Origin of the sequence: Variovorax sp. PBL-E5, assembly GCF_901827185.1 — a bacterium.
GTDB lineage: Bacteria > Pseudomonadota > Gammaproteobacteria > Burkholderiales > Burkholderiaceae_C > Variovorax.
This window is the reverse complement of sequence record NZ_LR594673.1, coordinates 74,130-92,370: the sequence shown is the minus strand read 5'-3', so window position 1 is coordinate 92,370 and position 18,241 is coordinate 74,130. Positions and strand designations below refer to the sequence as shown.

Genomic DNA, 18,241 nt, shown 5'->3' with positions numbered 1-18,241 from the left:
CTCGCGCGCTGGCGCAGAATCCGCGCCATGAAGCATCCCTTGCGCGCACTCGCCGGCTGGTGCATCGCGTGGCTGCTGCTGAGCGCAGCCGGCGCGGTGTGGATCGCGCGCGCCGAACTGCAGCAGCTGCACGAGGCCTTCGACACCGACGCCCGCATTGCCCATCGCCTGCTGAGCCAGCAGGTCGTGCAGTACGACGCCGTGCTGGCCACGCTCGCACTGCTCGGCCAGGCCGATGCAGTGGACCAGCCCGAGCAACGTCTGAGCTCGGTCTATCCATCCATCCTGTCGGTGCAGCGACGCGTGCGCGGCGCCAGTTGGCCGGACCCGGCCGCGACGGAAGCCGAAACACTTTCACGCAGCTTGCGCCGGGCCGCGCTCGCGCAGGTCGATCTTCCGCATGGGCGCTACCGCCTCGTGATGGCGGCGGATCCGGTGAGCTATGAACTGGACATCGACCTGGCTGCGACCGTGCCCTCGCGGGACTGGCCTTCGGACCCGCTGACGAGCCCGGCCCGCGTCGCGATCGAACAGGGCACGCAGCAGTTCGTCGTGCAGCCGGGGCAGCTCGCGCCGGGCGGTTGGCATTTCGGATTCCGCAAGATGCTGGCCTCCGACAGCCAGCCCTTCGACGTCGTGGCCGAGCGCCGTGTCGGCTGGGACGAGCTGCCGTGGCTCGGGATGATCGGCTGGTCGCTCGTCATGGGCCTGCTGCTCGGCGGAACACGCATGCTGCTGCGCCAGCGCAGCGCACGCCGGCGCGCGGAAGAGCTGCTGCGCCTGGGCCAGGTGGCGCGGCTCAATGCGCTGGGCGAACTGGCGGCCGGCATGGCGCACGAACTGAACCAGCCGCTGACCGCGGTGCTGGCCAACACCCAGGCAGCGCGCCGCCTGCTCGACGACGAGCCGCCGGAACTGCAGGCCGCGCGCGGCGCGATGGGTCAGGCCGTGGAGCAGGCGCGCCGCGCCGCCGACGTCGTGGGCCGGCTGCGGCGCGCGATCGAACGGCCCGACACCGGGGGCCGCGGCGAACCGGTCACACTGCAGAACGCCGTGCGCAGCGCGCTCTACCTGCTGGAGCCCGAGTGCGCGCGGCGCGGCGTGGACGTCGCGTTCGACGCCGCGTCGCCGGTGCGCGTGCTGGCCGATCCGGTGGCGCTGGAGCAGATCGTTCACAACCTGCTGATCAATGCGCTGCAGGCCCTCGAACAGATGCCGGCCGGGACGCGGCGGATCGCCATCGACGTGACGGCGCAAGGATCGACGGGCCGCCTCGTGGTGAGCGACAACGGGCCCGGCATCCCGGCCGACGCGCTGCCTCGCCTGTTCGAGCCTTTCTTCAGCACGCGCGAAGGCGGGCTCGGCCTCGGCCTGAGCCTGAGCGAGACGCTGGCCGGCGGCATGGGCGGCGCGCTCGCGGCCGGCCTCGCCCCACCGCACGGCGCGCGCTTCACGCTGAGCCTGCCACTGGCAGGCGCCACGCCATGAACCCGCCCCTGTCTCCGCTGATCCACCTCATCGACGATGACCAGGCCGTGCGCGACAGCCTGGCGCTGCTGATCGGCACGGTCGGGCTGCGCGTGCAGACATGGGCTGCACCGCTGGCCTTCATCGAGGGCTTCGACCGCAACAGCATCGGCGCGATCGTGCTCGACGTGCGCATGCCCGGCATCAGCGGCCTCGCGGTGCTCGACCGGTTGATCGCCGACGGTGTCGACCAGCCGATCATCATGCTGACCGGGCACGGGACTGTCGAGATGTGCCGCCGCGCCTTCAAGGCCGGCGCGGCGGAGTTCCTGGAGAAGCCCGTCAACGACGAACAGCTGCTCGAAGCGCTGCAGCAGGCCGTGCACCAGCACGTGCGCTCGCGCGAGCGCGGCCAGGCCGATCAATCCGCGCGCGAGCGCTTCGGCCAGCTGTCCGACCGCGAGCGTGAAGTGCTCGGCATGATCGTGGCGGGACTCACCAACAAGGAAATCGCCCGTGCGCTGGGCCTGTCGCCGCGCACGGTGGAAACCCATCGCGCCAACCTGTTCGCCAAGCTCGGCTGCGATTCGCTGGCGCAGCTGATCCGGCGCTACGCCGCGCTGGCGGAACAAGACGCTCCGTAGAACTACGCAGCGAAGCGTGTAGCCGTACGGATGGCGAGCGGACGCGGCGATTTCTATAGTCGTGAAGCGGTCGGCGCAGTGCCGGCACGATCCTTCACATCGGAGATTCCCCCATGCATTCCACCCTTCGTTTCGGCGCGCTCGCGCTGGCATTCGCGGCCTTCGGCGCCCAGGCCCAACAAGCCGTCCGCACAGAGAAGAACATGTCGCTCGATCTGGCCAACCAGCTCGCGTCCGCCGCCGTCGCGGCCTGCGCCGCCAACGGCTACAACGTGTCCGCCACCGTGGTCGACCGCGCCGGCACCGTGCGCGCCGTGCAGCGCGCCGACAACGCCGGCCCGCACACGCTGGCGTCGAGCGAACGCAAGGCCTGGACCTCGGCCTCGGCCAAGTCGCCGACGCAAGCCATGATGGAAGGCGCGCAGAAGAATCCGGGCGGTGCCAACCTGGTCTACCTGCCGGGCGTCCTGCTGCTCGGCGGCGGCGTGCCGGTGAAGGCCGGCAACGAAGTCATCGGCGCCATCGGCGTCGGCGGCGCGCCGGGCGGCAACCTCGACGAGCAATGCGCCAACGCAGCGCTCGAAAAGGTCAAGGGCCTGCTGGGCTGATCATGCGGCGGCGCGATCTGGGCCTGTGGCTGCTCGCGATGGCCGCGGCGGCGACGCAGGCGAACGCCCAGGTGGCCCCGTCGCCGGGCGAGGTGCAGGCCTACGGCGGATTGCACCGGGCCGCATGGTCCGGCGACCTGCCGCGACTCGGCGCGCTGATCCGGCACGGCGCCGATCTGCAGGCGCGCGATGGCCGCGGCCGCACCGCGTTGCACGTGGCCACGCATGCGCACCAGCGCGAAGCCATCCGCGTGCTGGTCCAGGCGGGCGCCAGGCTCGATACGCTCGACGACGATCGCTACGACGCAGTGACCATCGCGGCCGTGGCCGACGACCCCATGACGCTGGCGCTGCTGCTGTCGCTCGGCGCGAGTGCGAAGCAGACCACCAGCCGCTACGACGGCACCGCGCTGATTGCGGCCGCGCACCTCGGCCACGACGAGGTGGTGCGCCAGCTCATCGCGGCCGGCGCGCCGCTGGACCATGTGAACAACCTGCACTGGACGGCAGTGATCGAATCGATCGTGCTCGGCGACGGCGGCGCGCGGCATCAGCGCACCCTGGGTTGGCTGGTCGATGCCGGGGCCGACCTGCAACTGGCCGACCGGCAGGGAAATACGCCGCTGCAGCTGGCGCGTACGCGCGGCTATGCGGCAATGGTGGACAGGCTCAAGGCGGCTGGCACGAGTTAGGCAAGGACGAGAAGCGCACGCTGCGCGGACGCCGGCATGAAGACCATCGACGTCACACCCAACATGCTGAGATCAGTACAAGCTCATGCCGCCGTCGATGACGAGCGTCTGACCGACCACCAGGTCGGCCTGCGGCGAACACAGAAAGGCGACGAGACGGCCGATGTCCGCCGGCATCGCCGTCTGGCGCGCGGGTGCAGTCGCGCGAAACATTGCCATGCGTTCTTCCGCAAGCTCATCGCCGCGCACGGCACGCATGGCTGCCGTCTTGACTGCACCCGGCGACACGGCGTTGACACGGATGCCTTGCGGCCGCAACTCTGCGGCCAGGTAGCGCATCAGGTGCTCCAGCGCGGCCTTGGGCACGCCGAGCAGTGCATAGTCGTCGAGCACCCGATGCGCGCCGAGTGACGTGATGCCGATGAGCCAGCCCGCGCCACGACGGCGCATGATCGGCGCGCTCGCCTGGGCGAGGTACAGGAATGCGGAGCATGTGATCTCCATCGCGCGTTGCCACTCGGCCTCTGTCACGTCCATCAGCGGCTTGGTCAGCACCTCCACCGAGTTGGACACCACGATGTCCGGTCCGCCCAGGACCGCGTCGATGCTCTCGATCATCCCGAAGAGATCGGCGCGGGAGGAGACGTCGCATCGAAATGCCTCGGCTCGGACGCCCAGCGCACGTACGGCACCGACCGTCTCTTGCGCACCGGCTGCGTTGCGAACGTAGTTGACCGCGACATCCGCGCCCAGGCGCGCCAACTCGATTGCGATGCCCTGGCCAATACCGCTGGAAGCACCGGTGACAAGCACGGTCTTGCCGGCCAAAGAACTGCTCGCGCTGTCCTGCGTTCCGTGCGCTGCGTGCAATGCTTGCGCGTCGATCATGGCTGCACTCCGACTTCCACTCGCGTCGGCACATGGACGTCGACGATGAAGCTGTACACCGACGCTTCCAGTGCCCCGGCCCGCGCGTGGAGACGGTCGATCGCATCGCGCATCGTGTGCGGCGAACGGTCGCCGACCCAGATCTCGTCGATGCAGTCGATCGGCACTTGCTCGTAGGTGGCCTCGCCTCGCTCGATCGTGCGGCTGGTCACGAAATTCTGCGTGTAGCCTTCGAGGTCGGGGACGGTGGCGGCCCAGGTGACACGATCGCGCTTCCAGCGCATCGTGAAGTCGGAAGCGCCCACGCCGGGCCCGCGAGTGACGAAGGCAACGATCTTCGTCAGTGGCTTTTCCGCGGCCGAGACAACAACCTCCTGATCGACGACGAAGGTCCGCAGCGCTTCGATGAACTTCGCCTCGTCGTCCATCAGCTGCTGCTTCATCTCGGGTGAGAACACGCCCTGCATCGCCGAAGGGTCCGGGAACAACAGCTTGCATATGCCGTCGATGACCATCGCCTTTTCCTGCCCCGACGACGCGTTCGAAGCGAATCGCCCAACCACGACGTTCTGCTCGTAGCGCTGCAGACCCGGGATGCGCATCGCGATCGGCGCATGGATCTTCTTCCAATGGGTTCGGAACGCTTCGGTCCCGAGCGCGGTCTTCTTCCGGAAGATGCTCATCCTGACGACCATGCGGCCTCCTAGAGCATGACCCGGCCGCCATCGATGCGAAGGCTCTGTCCGGACATGTGGCTTGACAGATCGGAGGCCAGGAAGAGCATCGCATTCGCGATGTCCAGGGGTTCCGCGAGACGGCCATTCGGCGAATCGTCGGCGTACTTCTGCATCGCGACCTCCACCTGCGTCGGTTCCTTGCCCTTGGCGAGCGAGCGCAGCATCGGCGTGTCGACCGCGCCCGGACACACCGCGTTCACGCGGACGCCAAACCTCGCTCCCTCGAGCGCGGCGGTCTTCGTCATGCCCAGCACGGCATGCTTGCTGGCGGTGTAGGCGACCAGTCCGGGTGAGCCCACATGGCCCGCGATCGACGCGGTATTGATGACCGCGCCGCGCCTTTGCGCGTACATCACGGGCAGCACGTGCTTGAGCCCCAGAAAGACGCCGCGCAGGTTGATGGCGATGACCTTGTCGAACACATCGTCCGGGTAGTCGACGAGGCTGCGCACCTCGCCCTCCCAGGCAGCGTTGTTGACGAAGACGTCGATGCGGTCGTAGGCCCCGATCGCCGCGCGCACGTACTGGACCACATCCTGCGCCCTCGAGACATCGGCCTGCACGAAGACGGCCATGCCGCCCAGGCCCGTGATCGAGGCGACCGCCGCTTCGCCGAGCTCGGCGTTCACGTCGACCACCACGACATTGGCGCCGGCATTCGCGAACGCCAGTGCCGCGGCGCGGCCGATGCCGCCGCCCCCACCCGTGACGAGCGCGGTCTTCGCGGTGAAGTCCAGCGCGCCGGGTCGCCTGTCAGGCACGAGGGACCCCGTTGACGTCGCAGGTCGCGGCCACGCAGGGCGGGTAGCGCTTCAACACCTTGCCGTAAGGCAGGGTGAAGTTGTAGTAGCCCCACGAAGCCCGGACCATCTTCTCCACGGGCAGCTTGAAGCAGGGATTGAGCACCGAGTCCGAATCGAAGCTCACATTGCCCGGACCGGTGAACGCTTCGACCTTGCCATCGGAGCCGGTCACGGTACTTTTCTCGGTTCTGACCATCACCAGTTCGCAGACCTCGGGCGGCGCGCCCTCCTCCGGGCTCGGGATGACCTTGAGCGTGACGGCCGGCGCACTCGGCCCGGGCTGAAGCAGATCCCGCGGCCGCACCACGCCCGTGACCAGTCGCTTCCCCGTCGGCCGCTCGGCGTAGGCCACGATCAGGTTGTTCTCGCGTTCGAACTTGATATTGGCGAAGAGCTTGCCGAAGCCGTAGGGTTCGCGTCCGGTGATCAGGCCTACCTCGTTGTCGACCAGGATGGTGTCGTAATAGATGACGGCCTCGCCCTCCCAGAAGCAATTGATGCCGAAGATCGCTTCGTTGTAGCAACCGACCGTGCTGAAGTGGAAGCGATTGAACGTGACCAGCGCGGTCGCGTTCTTCTCCGGCAGCATCAGGCCTTGGGGAAGGATCGACGCGGCGGCTTCGGTCGAGGTCTCGTAGACGAAGCTCATCGACTCGACATTGCGAAAATAGTAGGGCGGCCGGTCGATCGGCGGATTGCTCACCGGCATCGTGAAGCCGAAATTCTCGGGACTGAAGCGCCCGCTCACCTGATTTGCCATCTGTTGGACCTTTCCTGAAGTGTTCACGTTGAAGATGCGTCGACCCGGCCGATCACTGGACCTTGACGAACTTGCCGTTCTGAATCTTCATGAAGTACATGGCCGTCGCGCCCAGGCCATGCTGGTCGGGACCGTAGCTGACGTTGTCGACGATCCAGGCGCCGTTCCAGTCCTTCATCTCCTCCATCGCCTTGATGACCTTCTCGCGCGTGAGGTCCGGGCCGGCGCGCTTGAGCGCCTCCACCGTCAATTGGGCAACGTAGGTCCCGAGGAACATGTAGTGGCTGACTTCCTTGCCCGGCAGGTACTTGGCCGCGAATTCCTTGAGTTCCTTCATCTTGGGATCGTTCGGTTCGGCCACCAGCGTCTTTTGATAGGAGGAGAAGATGACGCCCTCGGCCGCCGGTCCGGCCAGGTTGCTGACCGAGATGTCGGCGGCCGCATAGCTCACGAGGAACTGCGTCTTCAGGCCGAGCTTGGCGGCATCCTTGAGGAATTGCGCGGCGGGCTTCTGCGCCGGCGCAAGGATGACCACATCGGGATTCGCGGCCTTCAGTTTCAGGACCGACGAGCTGAAGTCCATGTCGGTGGGGTTGTAGGGCAACGCAACCACGGGCTGCATCTTGTCCTTCTTCAACTCCTCGGTCACCGCGGCCACTTCGTCCTTGCCGAAGTCGTCGTTCTGATACCAGATGGCGACCGACTTCGCGTGCAGCTTGTCGATCGCGTAGCGCGCGAGCGTCTTGCCGTCGGTACCGTAGTCGGGGTACATCTGGAAGATGTTCTTGTAGGCGAGCAGCTTCTTGCTGCCGGTGATCGCGGGCACGACGGGAACGTTGCGCTCGGCGAGATAGTCGGCAATGGCCGCGGTCGTGCCGGCGCCGAGTGTGTTCATCATGAAGACCTTGTCGACTTCCACCAGCTTCTTCGCGACCCCGACGGTCTTCGACGGATCGTAGGCATCGTCGTAATAGACGAACTTGAGCTTGCGCCCGTTGATTCCGCCCTCGTCGTTCGTCTTCTTGAAGTAAGCATCGATCGTCGGGTAGATCACGCCACCGGCAGCGGCCAGGGGACCCGTGATCGTCGCGTTCGCGCCGATGAGAATGCTGTCGGCCGTGACGCCTGGCACGGTCGAAGGCGCCTGCGCGGCGCAAAGGCCCGACAGCGCCCATGCGGATGCCGCCGCCCAGCAGCGGACGGCCCGTCGTGCCGAAGATTTCTGGAAGTTCATACCTGTTTCCTTTGTCATTGAAAGATCGGTCGCGCCACGGATCACCCGCCGAGATAGGAACGACGCACCTCGTCGTTGCGCTTGAGTTCGGCTGCCGGGCCTTCGCAGGAGATCTCGCCCGTTTCGAGGACATACGCGTAGTCGGAGATATCGAGCGCCATGTTGGCGTTCTGCTCGACCAGCAGAATGGTCGTTCCACGCTTGTTGATCGCACGGATGATCGAGAAGATTTCCTGGACCAGGATCGGGGCCAGGCCCAGCGAAGGTTCGTCCAGCAACAGCAACTTGGGTTTGGCCATGAGGCCGCGGCCGATGGCGAGCATCTGCTGCTGGCCACCGCTCAATGTTCCAGCCATGCTCGCGAGCTTGCTCTTCAGGATCGGGAAGAGTTGCAGCACGTCGTCGAGATCGCGCGCGACTTCGGCGCGATCCCGGCGCGTATAGCTGCCGAGCCTGAGGTTCTCTGCCACCGTCAGCTCCGGAAAGACCTGGCGGCCCTCCGGCACCATCACGATTCCGCGTTCGACGATGCGTTCAGGTTTCGAACGCTCGATGCGTTCGCCCTCGAAGCTGATCGCACCACTGCGCGGGCGCAGCAGGTTGCTGATGCTCTTCAGGATGGTGGACTTGCCCGCGCCGTTGGCGCCCAGCAGCGCGACGACCGCACTCTTCTCGACCCGCAGCGAAATGCCCTTGAGCGCCTTGACGCTGCCGTAGCTCGCGTGGATGTCGTCAAGCACCAGCATGCGCGACCTCTTCCTCGTTCTGTTTGCCGAGATAGGCCTCGATGACGCGGGCGTCGCGGCTGATCTCTTCGGGTGTGCCGTGCGCGATGCGCTTGCCGAAGTCGACGACGCAGATCTCGTCGCAGATACTGCGCACCAGACCCATGTCATGCTCCACGAGCAGGACGGAGATGCCGTCTTCGTCTCGCAGTTGACGAATCAGTTTCGTGAGTTCTTTTGTCTCGCTCGGGTTGAGACCGGCCGCCGGTTCGTCCAGGAGAATGAGCCGCGGGGAAGACACCAATGCGCGACCGAACTCCACCATCTTCTGCACGCCGTAGGGCAGTGAAGTCACCGTCGAATGAGCATAAGGCGAAAGGCCGAACCGGTTCATGACCTCGGCCGCCCTGCGCCTGACCGCCGCTTCGCTCGCACGCGACTTGCCGAGGGACAAGGCTGCACTGCAGAAGCCGGCCTTGATGGCACCGTGCTGGCCGACCAGGAGGTTGTCCTGAACCGTCATGCTCTTGAAGAGTTCCATGTTCTGAAAGGTTCTCGCGATGCCCCGCGGCAGGACTTCGTGCGGACGCGCGGAAAGCAGGTCGAAGCCGCCCATCGTGATGCGGCCGCTGTCGGGCTTGTAATAGCGCGCGATGCAATTGAACACGGTCGTCTTGCCGGCGCCGTTCGGGCCAATGAGCCCCACGATGGCGCCTTCGTCGACGACGAGGTCGAGCGAATCGATGGCCTTCAATCCGCCGAAGCTTATTGACAGACCGGCGATCTCGAGGAGTGGTTGCCCAGTACCGCGGGTCATGGCTCGGCCCGCCTTGCAGCGACCTTCGCGGGAATGAAGCGTTCGACGAATCTGGCCCCGACCTGATAGATGCCGGCCAGGCCCTTGGGAAAGAACAGGATGATGATCAGCAGGGCGCCGCCGAAGAGGATGCCCGAAAGGCTCTTGCTGCCGGCGAAGATCTGGGGAACGGCGGTCATGAAGGCCGCGCCGAGCATGGCACCCGCAATGCTTCCGATACCGCCGACGAAGACCATGCAGAGGAAGGTCAACGAGACCCAGCTGTTGAAGTCCGACGGACTGATGAAACCGACCACATGCGCATAGAGGCTGCCCGCCACGCCGGCCAAGAATGCGCTGAGTACGAAGGCCAGGATGCGGTACTTTGCAATCGGGATGCCCATCGCTTCGGCACCCGCTTCGCTGTCCCGCGACGCGATGAAAGCGCGACCGATCTTGGAGCGCAGGATATTGCTCGTGACCCACACCGCCAGGACCACAACCGCGAGGATCAAGAAGTAGAGCTTGAATTCGCTGTCGAGCACGAACGAGCCGAAGGCTGGTTTCGCGGGCTTCAGCCCGTTGTAGCCATTGGTGACCTCATCCCATTTCAGGAGAATCTGAGGCAACGCTTCGCCCAGTCCCAGCGTGGCAATGGCGAGGTACAGCCCCGACAGCCGAAGTGCCGAGAGCCCGAGCAACAGCCCGGCCAGTCCGGCGACGACGCCGGCAGCAGGCAACGCGAGCCAGAAAGGCAGGCCGAGACGGATCGTCAGCAATGCCGACGAATACGCGCCGATCGCAAAGAGAGCGGCATGGCCGAGCGAGATCTGTCCGGTGTAGCCGATCAGGAAGTCGAGCCCGATCGCGACGACCATGTAGATCCCGACGAGGCAGGCGAAATACAGGACGTAGCTGTTGTCCTGGAATACCAGCGGAAACGCAATCGCCAAAGTCACGAGGGCCGCCTTGCGCGCCGTGGAAAGACCCGTGCTGCTGGAGTCGAAAGGCGAATGATCGTCGGAAGACTTCCTTCCCAGCATCCTGACCCGTTTGCCGAGGATGCCCTCCGGCCGAACGCAGAGCACGGCCAGCAGCAGCACGAACGAGAAAGTGTCCTTGAGATCGGTCGACACATAGCCTGCCACCAGGTTCTCGAGGATGCCCAGCACGAGACCGCCGATCACGACACCCGGATAGCTGGTGAAGCCACCCAGCACGGCCGCGGTGAATGCCTTGAGCAACAGCACCGACATCATGTTGGTGTCGAGGAAGGTGGTGGGCGCGACAAGGAAGCCCGCGACGCCGCCCAGGATGCCGCTCAGCCCCCAGGTCATCGCGAACATGCGATCGACGCTGATGCCCATCAGGCTCGACGCGGTCACGTTCTGCGACAGTGCTCGCATGGCGATGCCGGTCATCGTGAACTTGAAGAATCCGAACAGGAGCAGCATCAACAGGACGGTGACAGCAAGGTTGAACAGGTCCTCCCGGCTGACGACGATGCCGAACAGGGCGAAGGGCTTGCCTTCGAACACGGTCGGAAACGGTTGCGGATCCCAGCCCCAGATCAGCCCCGCCACCGCCGAGAAGATCATGTACAGCGCCAGCGTGGCCACGATGACGGAAGAACCGCTCTTCGCAGGCCGCAACATCTGTTGCACGAGGACAGCCAGCAGTGCCGAGAAGACCAGCGCGCCGAGGAATGCGAAGGCATAGCCGACGCCCAGTTGGGCGAGCAGCGTGTAGCCGAAGAAGGTGGAGAGCATGGCCATCTGGCCATACGCGAAGTTGATGAGGTTGGTGGACTTGAACACCATGATCAGGCCCAGCGCGACCAGCGCATAGAGGCTGCCCATCGCCAGACCGCTGAAGACCAATTGCCCGAGCATGCTCATGTCGGGCGCCTCCGGGACCAGCCATGGCACGCGTGCGCGCGATCATGGTCAGCACGGACATCGGACGAGGTGTCGGATGGTCCTGCATTTGGCGAAATTGAATCTATGGATCCTTGCATGGGGTGAGGTGTTCCGCTCAAGTAAATCGTTGTCTCGATCGATCTCGACAATCTTCGCATTGTGCTAACTAAGCGCCCGCTTATACTGATCAACTTTCAATCCTCAGTCAATGGGAAATACCAACCCTTCTCGATCTGGAACGACTGGCGACCTCGGCACCGTCAGCAACGACGACCCCTGGAGTCTGTTGCCGGTCGGCCCGCGCAGGCAGCTGGCCCAGGCAGCTGCTTCGGAATTCGGCAAGCGGGGCTATCACGCGACAACGACGCGCGACATAGCCGAGTGCGTCGGCATGAGCCCGGCCGGCATGTATGTGCACTACGCATCCAAGGCCGATCTGCTGTTCACGATCGCGCGCGTCGGCCACCAGTCGGCCTTCGATGCGATGCATCTCTCGATCGAAGGCATTTCGGCGCCCAAGGAACGCGTTCGTTCGATGGTGCGCGCATTCACGCGTTGGCACGCCATGCACCATGTTCTGGCAAGAGTCCTTCAATATGAACTGAGGGCGCTCGAGCCCGCGCATTACAAGGTCATTGCCGCCATTCGGAGAAAGACCGAGCAGTTCGCTGCGGATGAGTTGCGCCAGTTGGTACCGGACGAGTCGCGAATCGCCATGTGCACTATCGCGGTCCTTTCGCTCGGCATCGATACTGCCCGTTGGTACAGCATCGGCAAATCGCCGTCACCCGAGGAGTTAGGAGAGTGCTACGCCGATCTGGTACTTCGGATGCTGCGTCGTTGAGCCTTGACGCGTCGTCGATCTTGTCCGTAGCCTTCTAAGGTTCGGCGGCAGGTATGCGGCGAAGAGCGGGCTTCGGGATTCCCGCACCACGAATGAAAATTCGGAGCTTGCTAGACGCCGGTCACCGGATCCGCCGCCGCGATGCGCGGCTCGCACGTCGGCGGCGCCGATGTCGGGCCGAACCTGAAGTTGCGATAACCGTCATCCGCCGCCGCCGCCGCGTATTGGCGGTATGCTTGAAAGCCGCCAACGAACATGGTCAGGCCAGACGGCTTGTCCTTGACGTTCGTGCCCACCCACCAGGTCTTGGCCTTGGTGATCAGCGAACGTTTGGCCAGGTTGCGCACGGTGTCCATCCAGCTCTCCTCGGCCTCGGCGGTAGGTTCAATGGTCGAGAGTCCGCGCGCCTTCATGTGCGTCATCGCGGCGGCGATCCAGTCCACGTCGTGCTCGCTGATCCGGATGATGTTCGCCAATGCCGCCGGACCGTTGGGGCCGGTGGTCATGAACAGATTCGGAAAGCCCTCCATCATCAGCCCGAGGCAGGAACGTGCGCCATCCTTCCACTTCTGCGTCACCCGGCGCCCATCGCGCCCGACGACGTCGACGGCCAGCATCGCGCCGGTCAGGCCGTCATAGCCGGTGGCGAGGATCAGCATGTCGAGTTCGATCTCGCCGGATTCGGTGCGCACGCCCTTCTCGCTGATTTCGACGATCGGATCGCTGAGGCAATCGACGAGGTGCACGTTCGGCAGGTTGTAGGTCTCGTAGTAGCTCGAATCGAGGCAGGGCCGGCGCGCGAAGATCGGGTAGCCCTTCGGCTTCAGTCGCTCGGCGGTGTCGGGGTTCTTCACGATCTCCGGGATCTTGCTACGGACGAATTCGGCCACTTCTTCGTTCGCCGTCTCGTTGAGCATCAGATCCGAGAAGGTGCCGAGCATCGCAAGCCCGCCCTGCTTCCAGGCGTCTTCAAGCAATGACCGCCGCTGTGCCGGCGTGACGCTGAAGAATGCGCGGGTCGACTGCGGTCGTACACCGCCGACCGCGCTGTTGCGGGCGGCCTCGCGGATGCCGGGATAGTTGCGCTTGACCTCGGCCACGTAGTCCGCTTCGAGCGGCACGTTGCGCATCGGCATGGTGAAACTCGGCGTGCGTTGGTAGACATAGAGCTCGCCCGCCTGCGGTCCGACGTCCTGCACGATCTGGATGCCGGTGGAGCCGGTGCCGATCACACCCACGCGCTGGCCCGCGAAGCTGACCGGCTCGTGCGGCCATCTGGCCGCATGAATCAAACGGCCCTTGAAGCGCTCGACGCCCGGAATGTCCGGTGCTTTCGGAATCGAGAGCGGGCCGGTGGCCATGATGCAGAAAGGCGCCTCCCAGGTTTCGCCGCGATCGGTCGTCACCACCCACACTTCGCGGGCCGCGTCCCACGTGGCCTGGTCGACGCGTGTGTTGAATTGGAAGTGGGGCCGCAAGCTGAGCTTGTTGGCGACGAAGTCGATGTAGCGCAGCAGTTCGGGCTGGGCCGCGAACTGTTCCGACCAGGTCCACTCCTGCTCGATCTCCGGCGAGAAGGCATAGCTGTAGTCAATGCTGGGCAGATCGACGCGGGCGCCCGGATAGCGGTTCCAGTACCAGACGCCGCCGACGTCGCCGCCGGCCTCGAAGGCCTGCAGCCGCAGGCCCATCTCGCGGAAGCGATAGACGGCATACATGCCGCCGAAGCCGCCCCCGATGATGAGCACATCGACGCGCTGCGCGCCGGCCTTCGCGGGAAGGGGATCGGAAATGGCTCGGGATGTCTCGGCGTTCATGCGAATCTCCATCGGTTTCGAATCAGGAAAATGGGTGTGCAGCGGCGTCCGCGGGGCCCCTGCCGCCCACCTCGGGCGCAGGCGCCGAAGGCGACAGAGGGGGGCGTTTGAACTTTGCATTGATCTCACCGACGATGCCGCGGCGAAACAGCATCACCACCAGCACGAACACCACGCCCTGCACGATCAGCACCACCTCGGCGAAACCCGAGAGCGCGTTCTCCATGCTCACCACGACCAGCGCGCCGACCACCGGGCCGAGCAGGGTCTGCAGGCCGCCGACGATGCCCATCAACAGCGCCTCGCCGGAGGTGACCCAGCTCACGTCGGTGAGCGTGGCGATCTGGAACACGATGCTCTTGATGCCGCCGGCCAGCCCCGCAAGGGCGGCCGAGAGCGTGAAGGCGAGCAGCTTGTAGCGATTGACGCGGTAGCCCAGCGAGATCGCACGCGGCTCGTTGTCGCGGATCGCCGTCAGCACCTGGCCGAAGGGCGAATACACCACGCGCCAGATCAGCCAGAAGGCGGCCACCACCGCGACCATCACCACGTAGTAGAGCGTGAGGTTGTCGTCGAGCTTCAAAAGGCCGAACAGGCTGCCGCGCGGCACGTTCTGGATGCCGTCCTCGCCGCCCGTGAAGGGCGAACGCAAGGCGATGAAATAGACGAGTTGCGCGCAGGCCAGCGTGATCATCGAGAACGCGATGCCGGCGCGCCGGATGGCGAGCACACCGGTGAGCGCGCCGATCGCCGCTGCCACGGCAGCCCCGAACAGCACGCCGAGCGCCGGATCGAAGCCCCAGACCTTGACTGCATGCGCGGTCGCATAGCCGGCCGCTCCGAAGAACATGGCATGGCCGAACGACAGCAGCCCGACATAGCCGACCATCAGGTTCAGCGAAGCGGCCAGCAGCGCGAAGCACATCAGCTTCATCAGGAAGATCGGATAGGCCACCCACGGCGCCGCCAGCAGCACGATCGCGCCACCGCCGAGCAGGAGCAGCCGGTGGCGCTCGAAAAAGGTAGGGACCGGGAACATATGTCGTTTCTCCTTCCGGCGTCTTCAGCGCAGGCTGCCGAACAGGCCCTGCGGCCGGACCGCGAGCACGATCAGCATGACCACGAAAACCACCATGCCGGCGCCATCGGGATAGACCAGCTTGGTGATGCCCTCGATCACGCCGAGGCCGAAGCCCGCCACGATGGCACCCATGATCGAACCCATGCCGCCGATCACCACCACGGCGAAGACGACGATGATCAGCTGCGAGCCCATCAGCGGATTCACCTGGTAGATCGGTGCCGCCATCACGCCGCTGAAACCCGCAAGCGCCACGCCCAGGCCGTAGGTCAACATCAGCATGCGCGGCACGCGCACGCCAAAGGTCCGCACGAGGTTCGGATTTTCGGTGGCGGCGCGCAGGTAGGAACCGAGCTTGGTGCGCTCGATGACGAACCAGGTCAGGATGCACATGCCCATCGATGCGGCGATCACCCACAGCCGATACCAGGGGAAGAAGGCCAGCGGCGTGTCGAGGCCGCCGCCGATCGGGTTCGGATAGGGCTCGCCGGTGGCGCCGAACTTGTAGCGGAATGCGCCTTCGAGGATCAGCGCGAACCCGAATGTCAGCAGCAGCGCGTAGACGTGGTCGACGTGATAGAGCCGCCGCAGCAGCGTGCGCTCCAGCGCGATGCCGGAGAGGCCCACCAGCAAGGGCGCCAGCAGGAGGGCCCACCAGTAGTTCAGGCCCAGATACTCCAGCAGCCCCCAGGCCACGAAGGCACCGAGCATGTACTGCGCGCCGTGAGCGAAGTTCACCACGCGCAACAGGCCGAAGATGATCGCCAGCCCGAGGCTCATGAGCGCGTAGAGCGAGCCGTTGATCATGCCCACCAGCACTTGCCCGGCGACGGCGGCGAGCGGGAATCCGAAGAAGGTGTCCGGCATGAAGCTCTCCGGTCTTCAAACGCCCAGCAGCGCTTCGATGCGCGCCTGGTCGGTGGTCAATGTCCGTCGGTCGAACTCTTCTGCGACGCGGCCTTCCTCGATCACGTAGAAGCGATCGCCCACGCGGGAGGCGAAGCGGAAGTTCTGCTCCACCATCAGGATGGTGAAGCCGCGCTGGCGCAGGATGCCGATGGCCTGCCCGATCTTCTCGATGATCACCGGCGCAAGGCCTTCGGTCGGCTCGTCCAGCAAAAGCAACTTGGCGCCCGTGCGCAGGATGCGCGCGATCGCCAGCATCTGCTGCTCGCCGCCCGACAGCCGCGTGCCGGGGCTCTTGCGCCGCAGCTTGAGATTGGGAAAGAGCGTGTAGATCTCGTCCAGGCTCATGCCACCCGGCATCAGCACCGGAGGCAGAAGCAGGTTCTCTTCGACATCCAGGCTCGCGAAGATGCCGCGTTCCTCGGGGCAATAGGCCACGCCCAGGCGCGCGATGTCTTCCGGCGCCATCCCTTGCGTCGGACGGCCGTTGATCGCGATGTGGCCGTGGCGCTTCGTCAACAGACCCACCACCGCGCGCAGCGTGGTGGTCTTGCCGGCGCCATTGCGGCCAAGCAGGCAGACCGCCTCGCCGGATCGAACCGTGAAGTCGACGCCATGCAGCGCCTGCGTTTCGCCGTAGAAGCCGGTCAGGCCGCGCACGTCCAGACAGATTTCAGGCATGGACACCTCCCACGTAAGCTTCGCGCACCAGCGGGTCGTTCGAGACTTCGTCGTAGCTGCCTTCGGCAAGCACCTCGCCGGCCTGCAGCACGGTGATGCGGTCGCACAGTTCAGCCACGACCTTCATGTTGTGCTCGACCATCAGCACGGTGCGGCCCTTCGCCACTTGCGCGATCAGGCGCGTGACCGGGCCGATGTCCTCGTGGCCCAGACCGGCCATCGGCTCGTCGAGCAGGATCATTTCGGGTTCCAGCGCGAGCGTGGTCGCGAGTTCGAGCGCGCGCTTGCGGCCATAGGACAGGTCCGCGGCGACATGCTGTGCATAAGGCTCGAGGTTGACCGCCGCCAGCAGCTCGCGCGCGCGCGCAGTGTGGCGATCCAGCACCCGATGACTGCGCCAGAAGGCGTAGGTGCCGCCGGCTTTGCGCTGCAGCGCCACCCTCACGTTGTCGAGCACGCTCATCTGGCCGAACACCGCCGAGATCTGGAACGATCGCACCATGCCCCCGATCGCCACGCCGGCCGGATCGCTGCGCGTGATGTCACGACCGTTGTAGTGGATGCGGCCGGCGCTGGCCGGGATGAAGGCAGTCAGCAGATTGAAGCAGGTGGTCTTTCCGGCGCCGTTCGGGCCGATCAACGCGTGGATGTCATGACGCCGCACGCACAGCGACACGTTCTTCACGGCATAGAAACCCAGGAAGGACTTGCTGAGGCCCTCCGTGCGCAGAATGAAGTCGCCCTCCGCGCTCATCCCAGCGCCTCGTCGTCGAAGAGTACTTCCGGCAGCCCGCGCACGCCGACGCCGTGGAAGGCCACCAGAGCACCCGCATCCGGATGGTCGCTGCGCAGCAGATTGCCGGAGTTGCTGATGCTCGTCAGATAGATCACGTCGAGCTCCGGCCCGCCGAAGCAGGGGCAGGTCGGGTACGGCACCGGCGAATCCAGCAGCAGCAGGAGCTTGCCGTCGGGCTGATAGCGGCCGAGCTTGCCGGAAAGCGGCAGCGCGATCCACAGACAACCCTCGGCATCGACCGTGGCACCGTCCGGCGGCGAGCCCTGAGCCTCGGTGCTGAACAGCGTGTGCCGGGGGCCGACCGCGCCGCTCACCGGGTCGTAATCGGCCACGCTCACCGCGCCGCTCAGGCTGTCGGCATGGTACAGACTGCGGCCGTCCAGGCTGAAGCAGGTGGCATTGGCCAGCGCGATGCCGTCGAAGAGCGCGGTCGCATCGCCGTTCTTTTCCAATCGGTAGAAGCCGCCGTCGAGATCGCGCCGATGCATGACCATCGATCCGACGACGAATCGGCCCTGCCGATCGGTGCGGCCGTCGTTCATGCGCATGGTCGGCCCCTTGTGATGGATCTCGGCCAGGCGCAGCGTGGCGCCGCTTCCGAGGTCCATCAGATGGAAACCGTCTTCGAGCGACAGCACCAGCCGGCCGCGGCGCGTCAGCGCGATCGAGCCCACATCGCTCGGCGTGGCCCACTCGCGGTACGCACCCTTGGCCAGGCGCTGCACCCGGCGCGCCTTGGAGTCGATCCAGTACAGCGACTGGTCGCGCACGTCCCAGAGCGGGCATTCGCCCAGCCGGTCGCGCTGCTCGCCGATGATCTCGTGTCGGATGGTCATGCCGCTC

General features: G+C 65.5%; 19 protein-coding genes. 5 read left to right on the top strand and 14 right to left on the bottom strand.

All coding sequences use genetic code 11. The features are described from left to right. Positions 1 to 27: 27 nt before the first annotated feature. The 4 genes from WDLP6_RS32320 (at position 28) to WDLP6_RS32305 (ending at position 3,411) form a co-directional block, all read left to right on the top strand. Positions 28 to 1,488, top strand: a complete 1,461-nt coding sequence (locus WDLP6_RS32320; RefSeq protein ID WP_162595373.1) for a sensor histidine kinase — start codon at positions 28 to 30, stop codon at positions 1,486 to 1,488. Then, positions 1,485 to 2,111, top strand: coding sequence for a response regulator transcription factor (locus WDLP6_RS32315; protein WP_162571741.1), 627 nt, complete (start codon positions 1,485 to 1,487; stop codon positions 2,109 to 2,111). The genes WDLP6_RS32320 and WDLP6_RS32315 overlap by 4 nt, the downstream gene beginning before the upstream one ends. 113 nt (positions 2,112 to 2,224) lie before the next feature. After that, on the top strand, positions 2,225 to 2,719 hold the full coding sequence (locus WDLP6_RS32310; protein ID WP_162595372.1) for a GlcG/HbpS family heme-binding protein: 495 nt from the start codon (positions 2,225 to 2,227) through the stop codon (positions 2,717 to 2,719). 2 nt (positions 2,720 to 2,721) lie between these two features. After that, on the top strand, positions 2,722 to 3,411 hold the full coding sequence (locus WDLP6_RS32305) for an ankyrin repeat domain-containing protein (protein WP_162595371.1): 690 nt from the start codon (positions 2,722 to 2,724) through the stop codon (positions 3,409 to 3,411). Between the two features lie 72 nt (positions 3,412 to 3,483). Here WDLP6_RS32305 and WDLP6_RS32300 read toward each other — a convergent pair whose 3' ends face one another. Genes WDLP6_RS32300 through WDLP6_RS32265 form a run of 8 tightly spaced genes read right to left on the bottom strand, consistent with a single transcriptional unit; the run spans position 3,484 to position 11,282 of the window. Further along, positions 3,484 to 4,299: an SDR family oxidoreductase gene (locus WDLP6_RS32300; protein WP_162595370.1), complete on the bottom strand. Its 816-nt coding sequence runs from the start codon at positions 4,297 to 4,299 to the stop codon at positions 3,484 to 3,486. Beyond that, complete coding sequence (locus WDLP6_RS32295; protein WP_162595369.1) at positions 4,296 to 4,982, bottom strand: EthD domain-containing protein; 687 nt, start codon at positions 4,980 to 4,982, stop codon at positions 4,296 to 4,298. The genes WDLP6_RS32300 and WDLP6_RS32295 overlap by 4 nt, the downstream gene beginning before the upstream one ends. A gap of 20 nt (positions 4,983 to 5,002) precedes the next feature. Then, a complete protein-coding gene (locus tag WDLP6_RS32290; RefSeq protein ID WP_232077642.1) occupies positions 5,003 to 5,797 on the bottom strand; it encodes an SDR family NAD(P)-dependent oxidoreductase in 795 nt (264 codons plus the stop codon). Beyond that, positions 5,790 to 6,599, bottom strand: coding sequence for an acetoacetate decarboxylase family protein (locus WDLP6_RS32285; RefSeq protein WP_162595368.1), 810 nt, complete (start codon positions 6,597 to 6,599; stop codon positions 5,790 to 5,792). The genes WDLP6_RS32290 and WDLP6_RS32285 overlap by 8 nt, the downstream gene beginning before the upstream one ends. Before the next feature lie 52 nt (positions 6,600 to 6,651). Beyond that, positions 6,652 to 7,833, bottom strand: a complete 1,182-nt coding sequence (locus tag WDLP6_RS32280) for an ABC transporter substrate-binding protein (protein ID WP_162595367.1) — start codon at positions 7,831 to 7,833, stop codon at positions 6,652 to 6,654. A gap of 41 nt (positions 7,834 to 7,874) precedes the next feature. Then, positions 7,875 to 8,579, bottom strand: coding sequence for an ABC transporter ATP-binding protein (locus tag WDLP6_RS32275; protein ID WP_162595366.1), 705 nt, complete (start codon positions 8,577 to 8,579; stop codon positions 7,875 to 7,877). After that, the gene (locus WDLP6_RS32270) at positions 8,566 to 9,375 is read right to left on the bottom strand and encodes an ABC transporter ATP-binding protein (protein WP_162595365.1); all 810 of its coding nucleotides are present in this window, start codon (positions 9,373 to 9,375) and stop codon (positions 8,566 to 8,568) included. Before WDLP6_RS32270 ends, WDLP6_RS32275 begins: the two co-directional genes overlap by 14 nt. Next, positions 9,372 to 11,282, bottom strand: a complete 1,911-nt coding sequence (locus WDLP6_RS32265) for an ABC transporter permease (protein WP_232077640.1) — start codon at positions 11,280 to 11,282, stop codon at positions 9,372 to 9,374. The genes WDLP6_RS32270 and WDLP6_RS32265 overlap by 4 nt, the downstream gene beginning before the upstream one ends. Before the next feature lie 199 nt (positions 11,283 to 11,481). Here WDLP6_RS32265 and WDLP6_RS32260 point away from each other — a divergent pair, with 199 nt between their 5' ends. Next, a complete protein-coding gene (locus tag WDLP6_RS32260; protein WP_162595363.1) occupies positions 11,482 to 12,117 on the top strand; it encodes a TetR/AcrR family transcriptional regulator in 636 nt (211 codons plus the stop codon). Between the two features lie 110 nt (positions 12,118 to 12,227). On the opposite strand, the gene WDLP6_RS32255 is transcribed toward WDLP6_RS32260, so the two are convergent. Genes WDLP6_RS32255 through WDLP6_RS32230 form a run of 6 tightly spaced genes read right to left on the bottom strand, consistent with a single transcriptional unit; the run spans position 12,228 to position 18,234 of the window. Then, a complete protein-coding gene (locus WDLP6_RS32255) occupies positions 12,228 to 13,934 on the bottom strand; it encodes a flavin-containing monooxygenase (RefSeq protein ID WP_162595362.1) in 1,707 nt (568 codons plus the stop codon). 22 nt (positions 13,935 to 13,956) lie between these two features. Then, positions 13,957 to 14,973, bottom strand: a complete 1,017-nt coding sequence (locus WDLP6_RS32250) for a branched-chain amino acid ABC transporter permease (protein ID WP_162595361.1) — start codon at positions 14,971 to 14,973, stop codon at positions 13,957 to 13,959. 24 nt (positions 14,974 to 14,997) lie between these two features. After that, the gene (locus WDLP6_RS32245) at positions 14,998 to 15,882 is read right to left on the bottom strand and encodes a branched-chain amino acid ABC transporter permease (RefSeq protein WP_162595360.1); all 885 of its coding nucleotides are present in this window, start codon (positions 15,880 to 15,882) and stop codon (positions 14,998 to 15,000) included. 15 nt (positions 15,883 to 15,897) lie between these two features. Continuing rightward, positions 15,898 to 16,602 carry an ABC transporter ATP-binding protein gene (locus tag WDLP6_RS32240; protein ID WP_162571728.1) on the bottom strand — a complete coding sequence of 235 codons (705 nt, stop codon included), beginning with the start codon at positions 16,600 to 16,602 and terminating at the stop codon, positions 15,898 to 15,900. Then, positions 16,595 to 17,356, bottom strand: coding sequence for an ABC transporter ATP-binding protein (locus WDLP6_RS32235; RefSeq protein WP_162595359.1), 762 nt, complete (start codon positions 17,354 to 17,356; stop codon positions 16,595 to 16,597). Before WDLP6_RS32235 ends, WDLP6_RS32240 begins: the two co-directional genes overlap by 8 nt. Beyond that, complete coding sequence (locus WDLP6_RS32230; RefSeq protein WP_232077638.1) at positions 17,353 to 18,234, bottom strand: SMP-30/gluconolactonase/LRE family protein; 882 nt, start codon at positions 18,232 to 18,234, stop codon at positions 17,353 to 17,355. Before WDLP6_RS32230 ends, WDLP6_RS32235 begins: the two co-directional genes overlap by 4 nt. Positions 18,235 to 18,241 lie beyond the last annotated feature (7 nt).

Bases quoted from the DNA above. Each gene is read 5' to 3' on its own strand.
- WDLP6_RS32230 (WP_232077638.1), bottom strand. From the start codon at position 18,234: ATGACCATCCGACACGAGATCATCGGCGAGCAGCGCGACCGGCTGGGC.
- WDLP6_RS32255 (WP_162595362.1), bottom strand. From the start codon at position 13,934: ATGAACGCCGAGACATCCCGAGCCATTTCCGATCCCCTTCCCGCGAAG.
- WDLP6_RS32250 (WP_162595361.1), bottom strand. From the start codon at position 14,973: ATGTTCCCGGTCCCTACCTTTTTCGAGCGCCACCGGCTGCTCCTGCTC.
- WDLP6_RS32285 (WP_162595368.1), bottom strand. From the start codon at position 6,599: ATGGCAAATCAGGTGAGCGGGCGCTTCAGTCCCGAGAATTTCGGCTTC.
- WDLP6_RS32315 (WP_162571741.1), top strand. From the start codon at position 1,485: ATGAACCCGCCCCTGTCTCCGCTGATCCACCTCATCGACGATGACCAG.
- WDLP6_RS32310 (WP_162595372.1), top strand. From the start codon at position 2,225: ATGCATTCCACCCTTCGTTTCGGCGCGCTCGCGCTGGCATTCGCGGCC.
- WDLP6_RS32320 (WP_162595373.1), top strand. From the start codon at position 28: ATGAAGCATCCCTTGCGCGCACTCGCCGGCTGGTGCATCGCGTGGCTG.
- WDLP6_RS32300 (WP_162595370.1), bottom strand. From the start codon at position 4,299: ATGATCGACGCGCAAGCATTGCACGCAGCGCACGGAACGCAGGACAGC.
- WDLP6_RS32245 (WP_162595360.1), bottom strand. From the start codon at position 15,882: ATGCCGGACACCTTCTTCGGATTCCCGCTCGCCGCCGTCGCCGGGCAA.
- WDLP6_RS32295 (WP_162595369.1), bottom strand. From the start codon at position 4,982: ATGAGCATCTTCCGGAAGAAGACCGCGCTCGGGACCGAAGCGTTCCGA.
- WDLP6_RS32270 (WP_162595365.1), bottom strand. From the start codon at position 9,375: ATGACCCGCGGTACTGGGCAACCACTCCTCGAGATCGCCGGTCTGTCA.
- WDLP6_RS32275 (WP_162595366.1), bottom strand. From the start codon at position 8,579: ATGCTGGTGCTTGACGACATCCACGCGAGCTACGGCAGCGTCAAGGCG.
- WDLP6_RS32240 (WP_162571728.1), bottom strand. From the start codon at position 16,602: ATGCCTGAAATCTGTCTGGACGTGCGCGGCCTGACCGGCTTCTACGGC.
- WDLP6_RS32305 (WP_162595371.1), top strand. From the start codon at position 2,722: ATGCGGCGGCGCGATCTGGGCCTGTGGCTGCTCGCGATGGCCGCGGCG.
- WDLP6_RS32260 (WP_162595363.1), top strand. From the start codon at position 11,482: ATGGGAAATACCAACCCTTCTCGATCTGGAACGACTGGCGACCTCGGC.
- WDLP6_RS32235 (WP_162595359.1), bottom strand. From the start codon at position 17,356: ATGAGCGCGGAGGGCGACTTCATTCTGCGCACGGAGGGCCTCAGCAAG.
- WDLP6_RS32280 (WP_162595367.1), bottom strand. From the start codon at position 7,833: ATGAACTTCCAGAAATCTTCGGCACGACGGGCCGTCCGCTGCTGGGCG.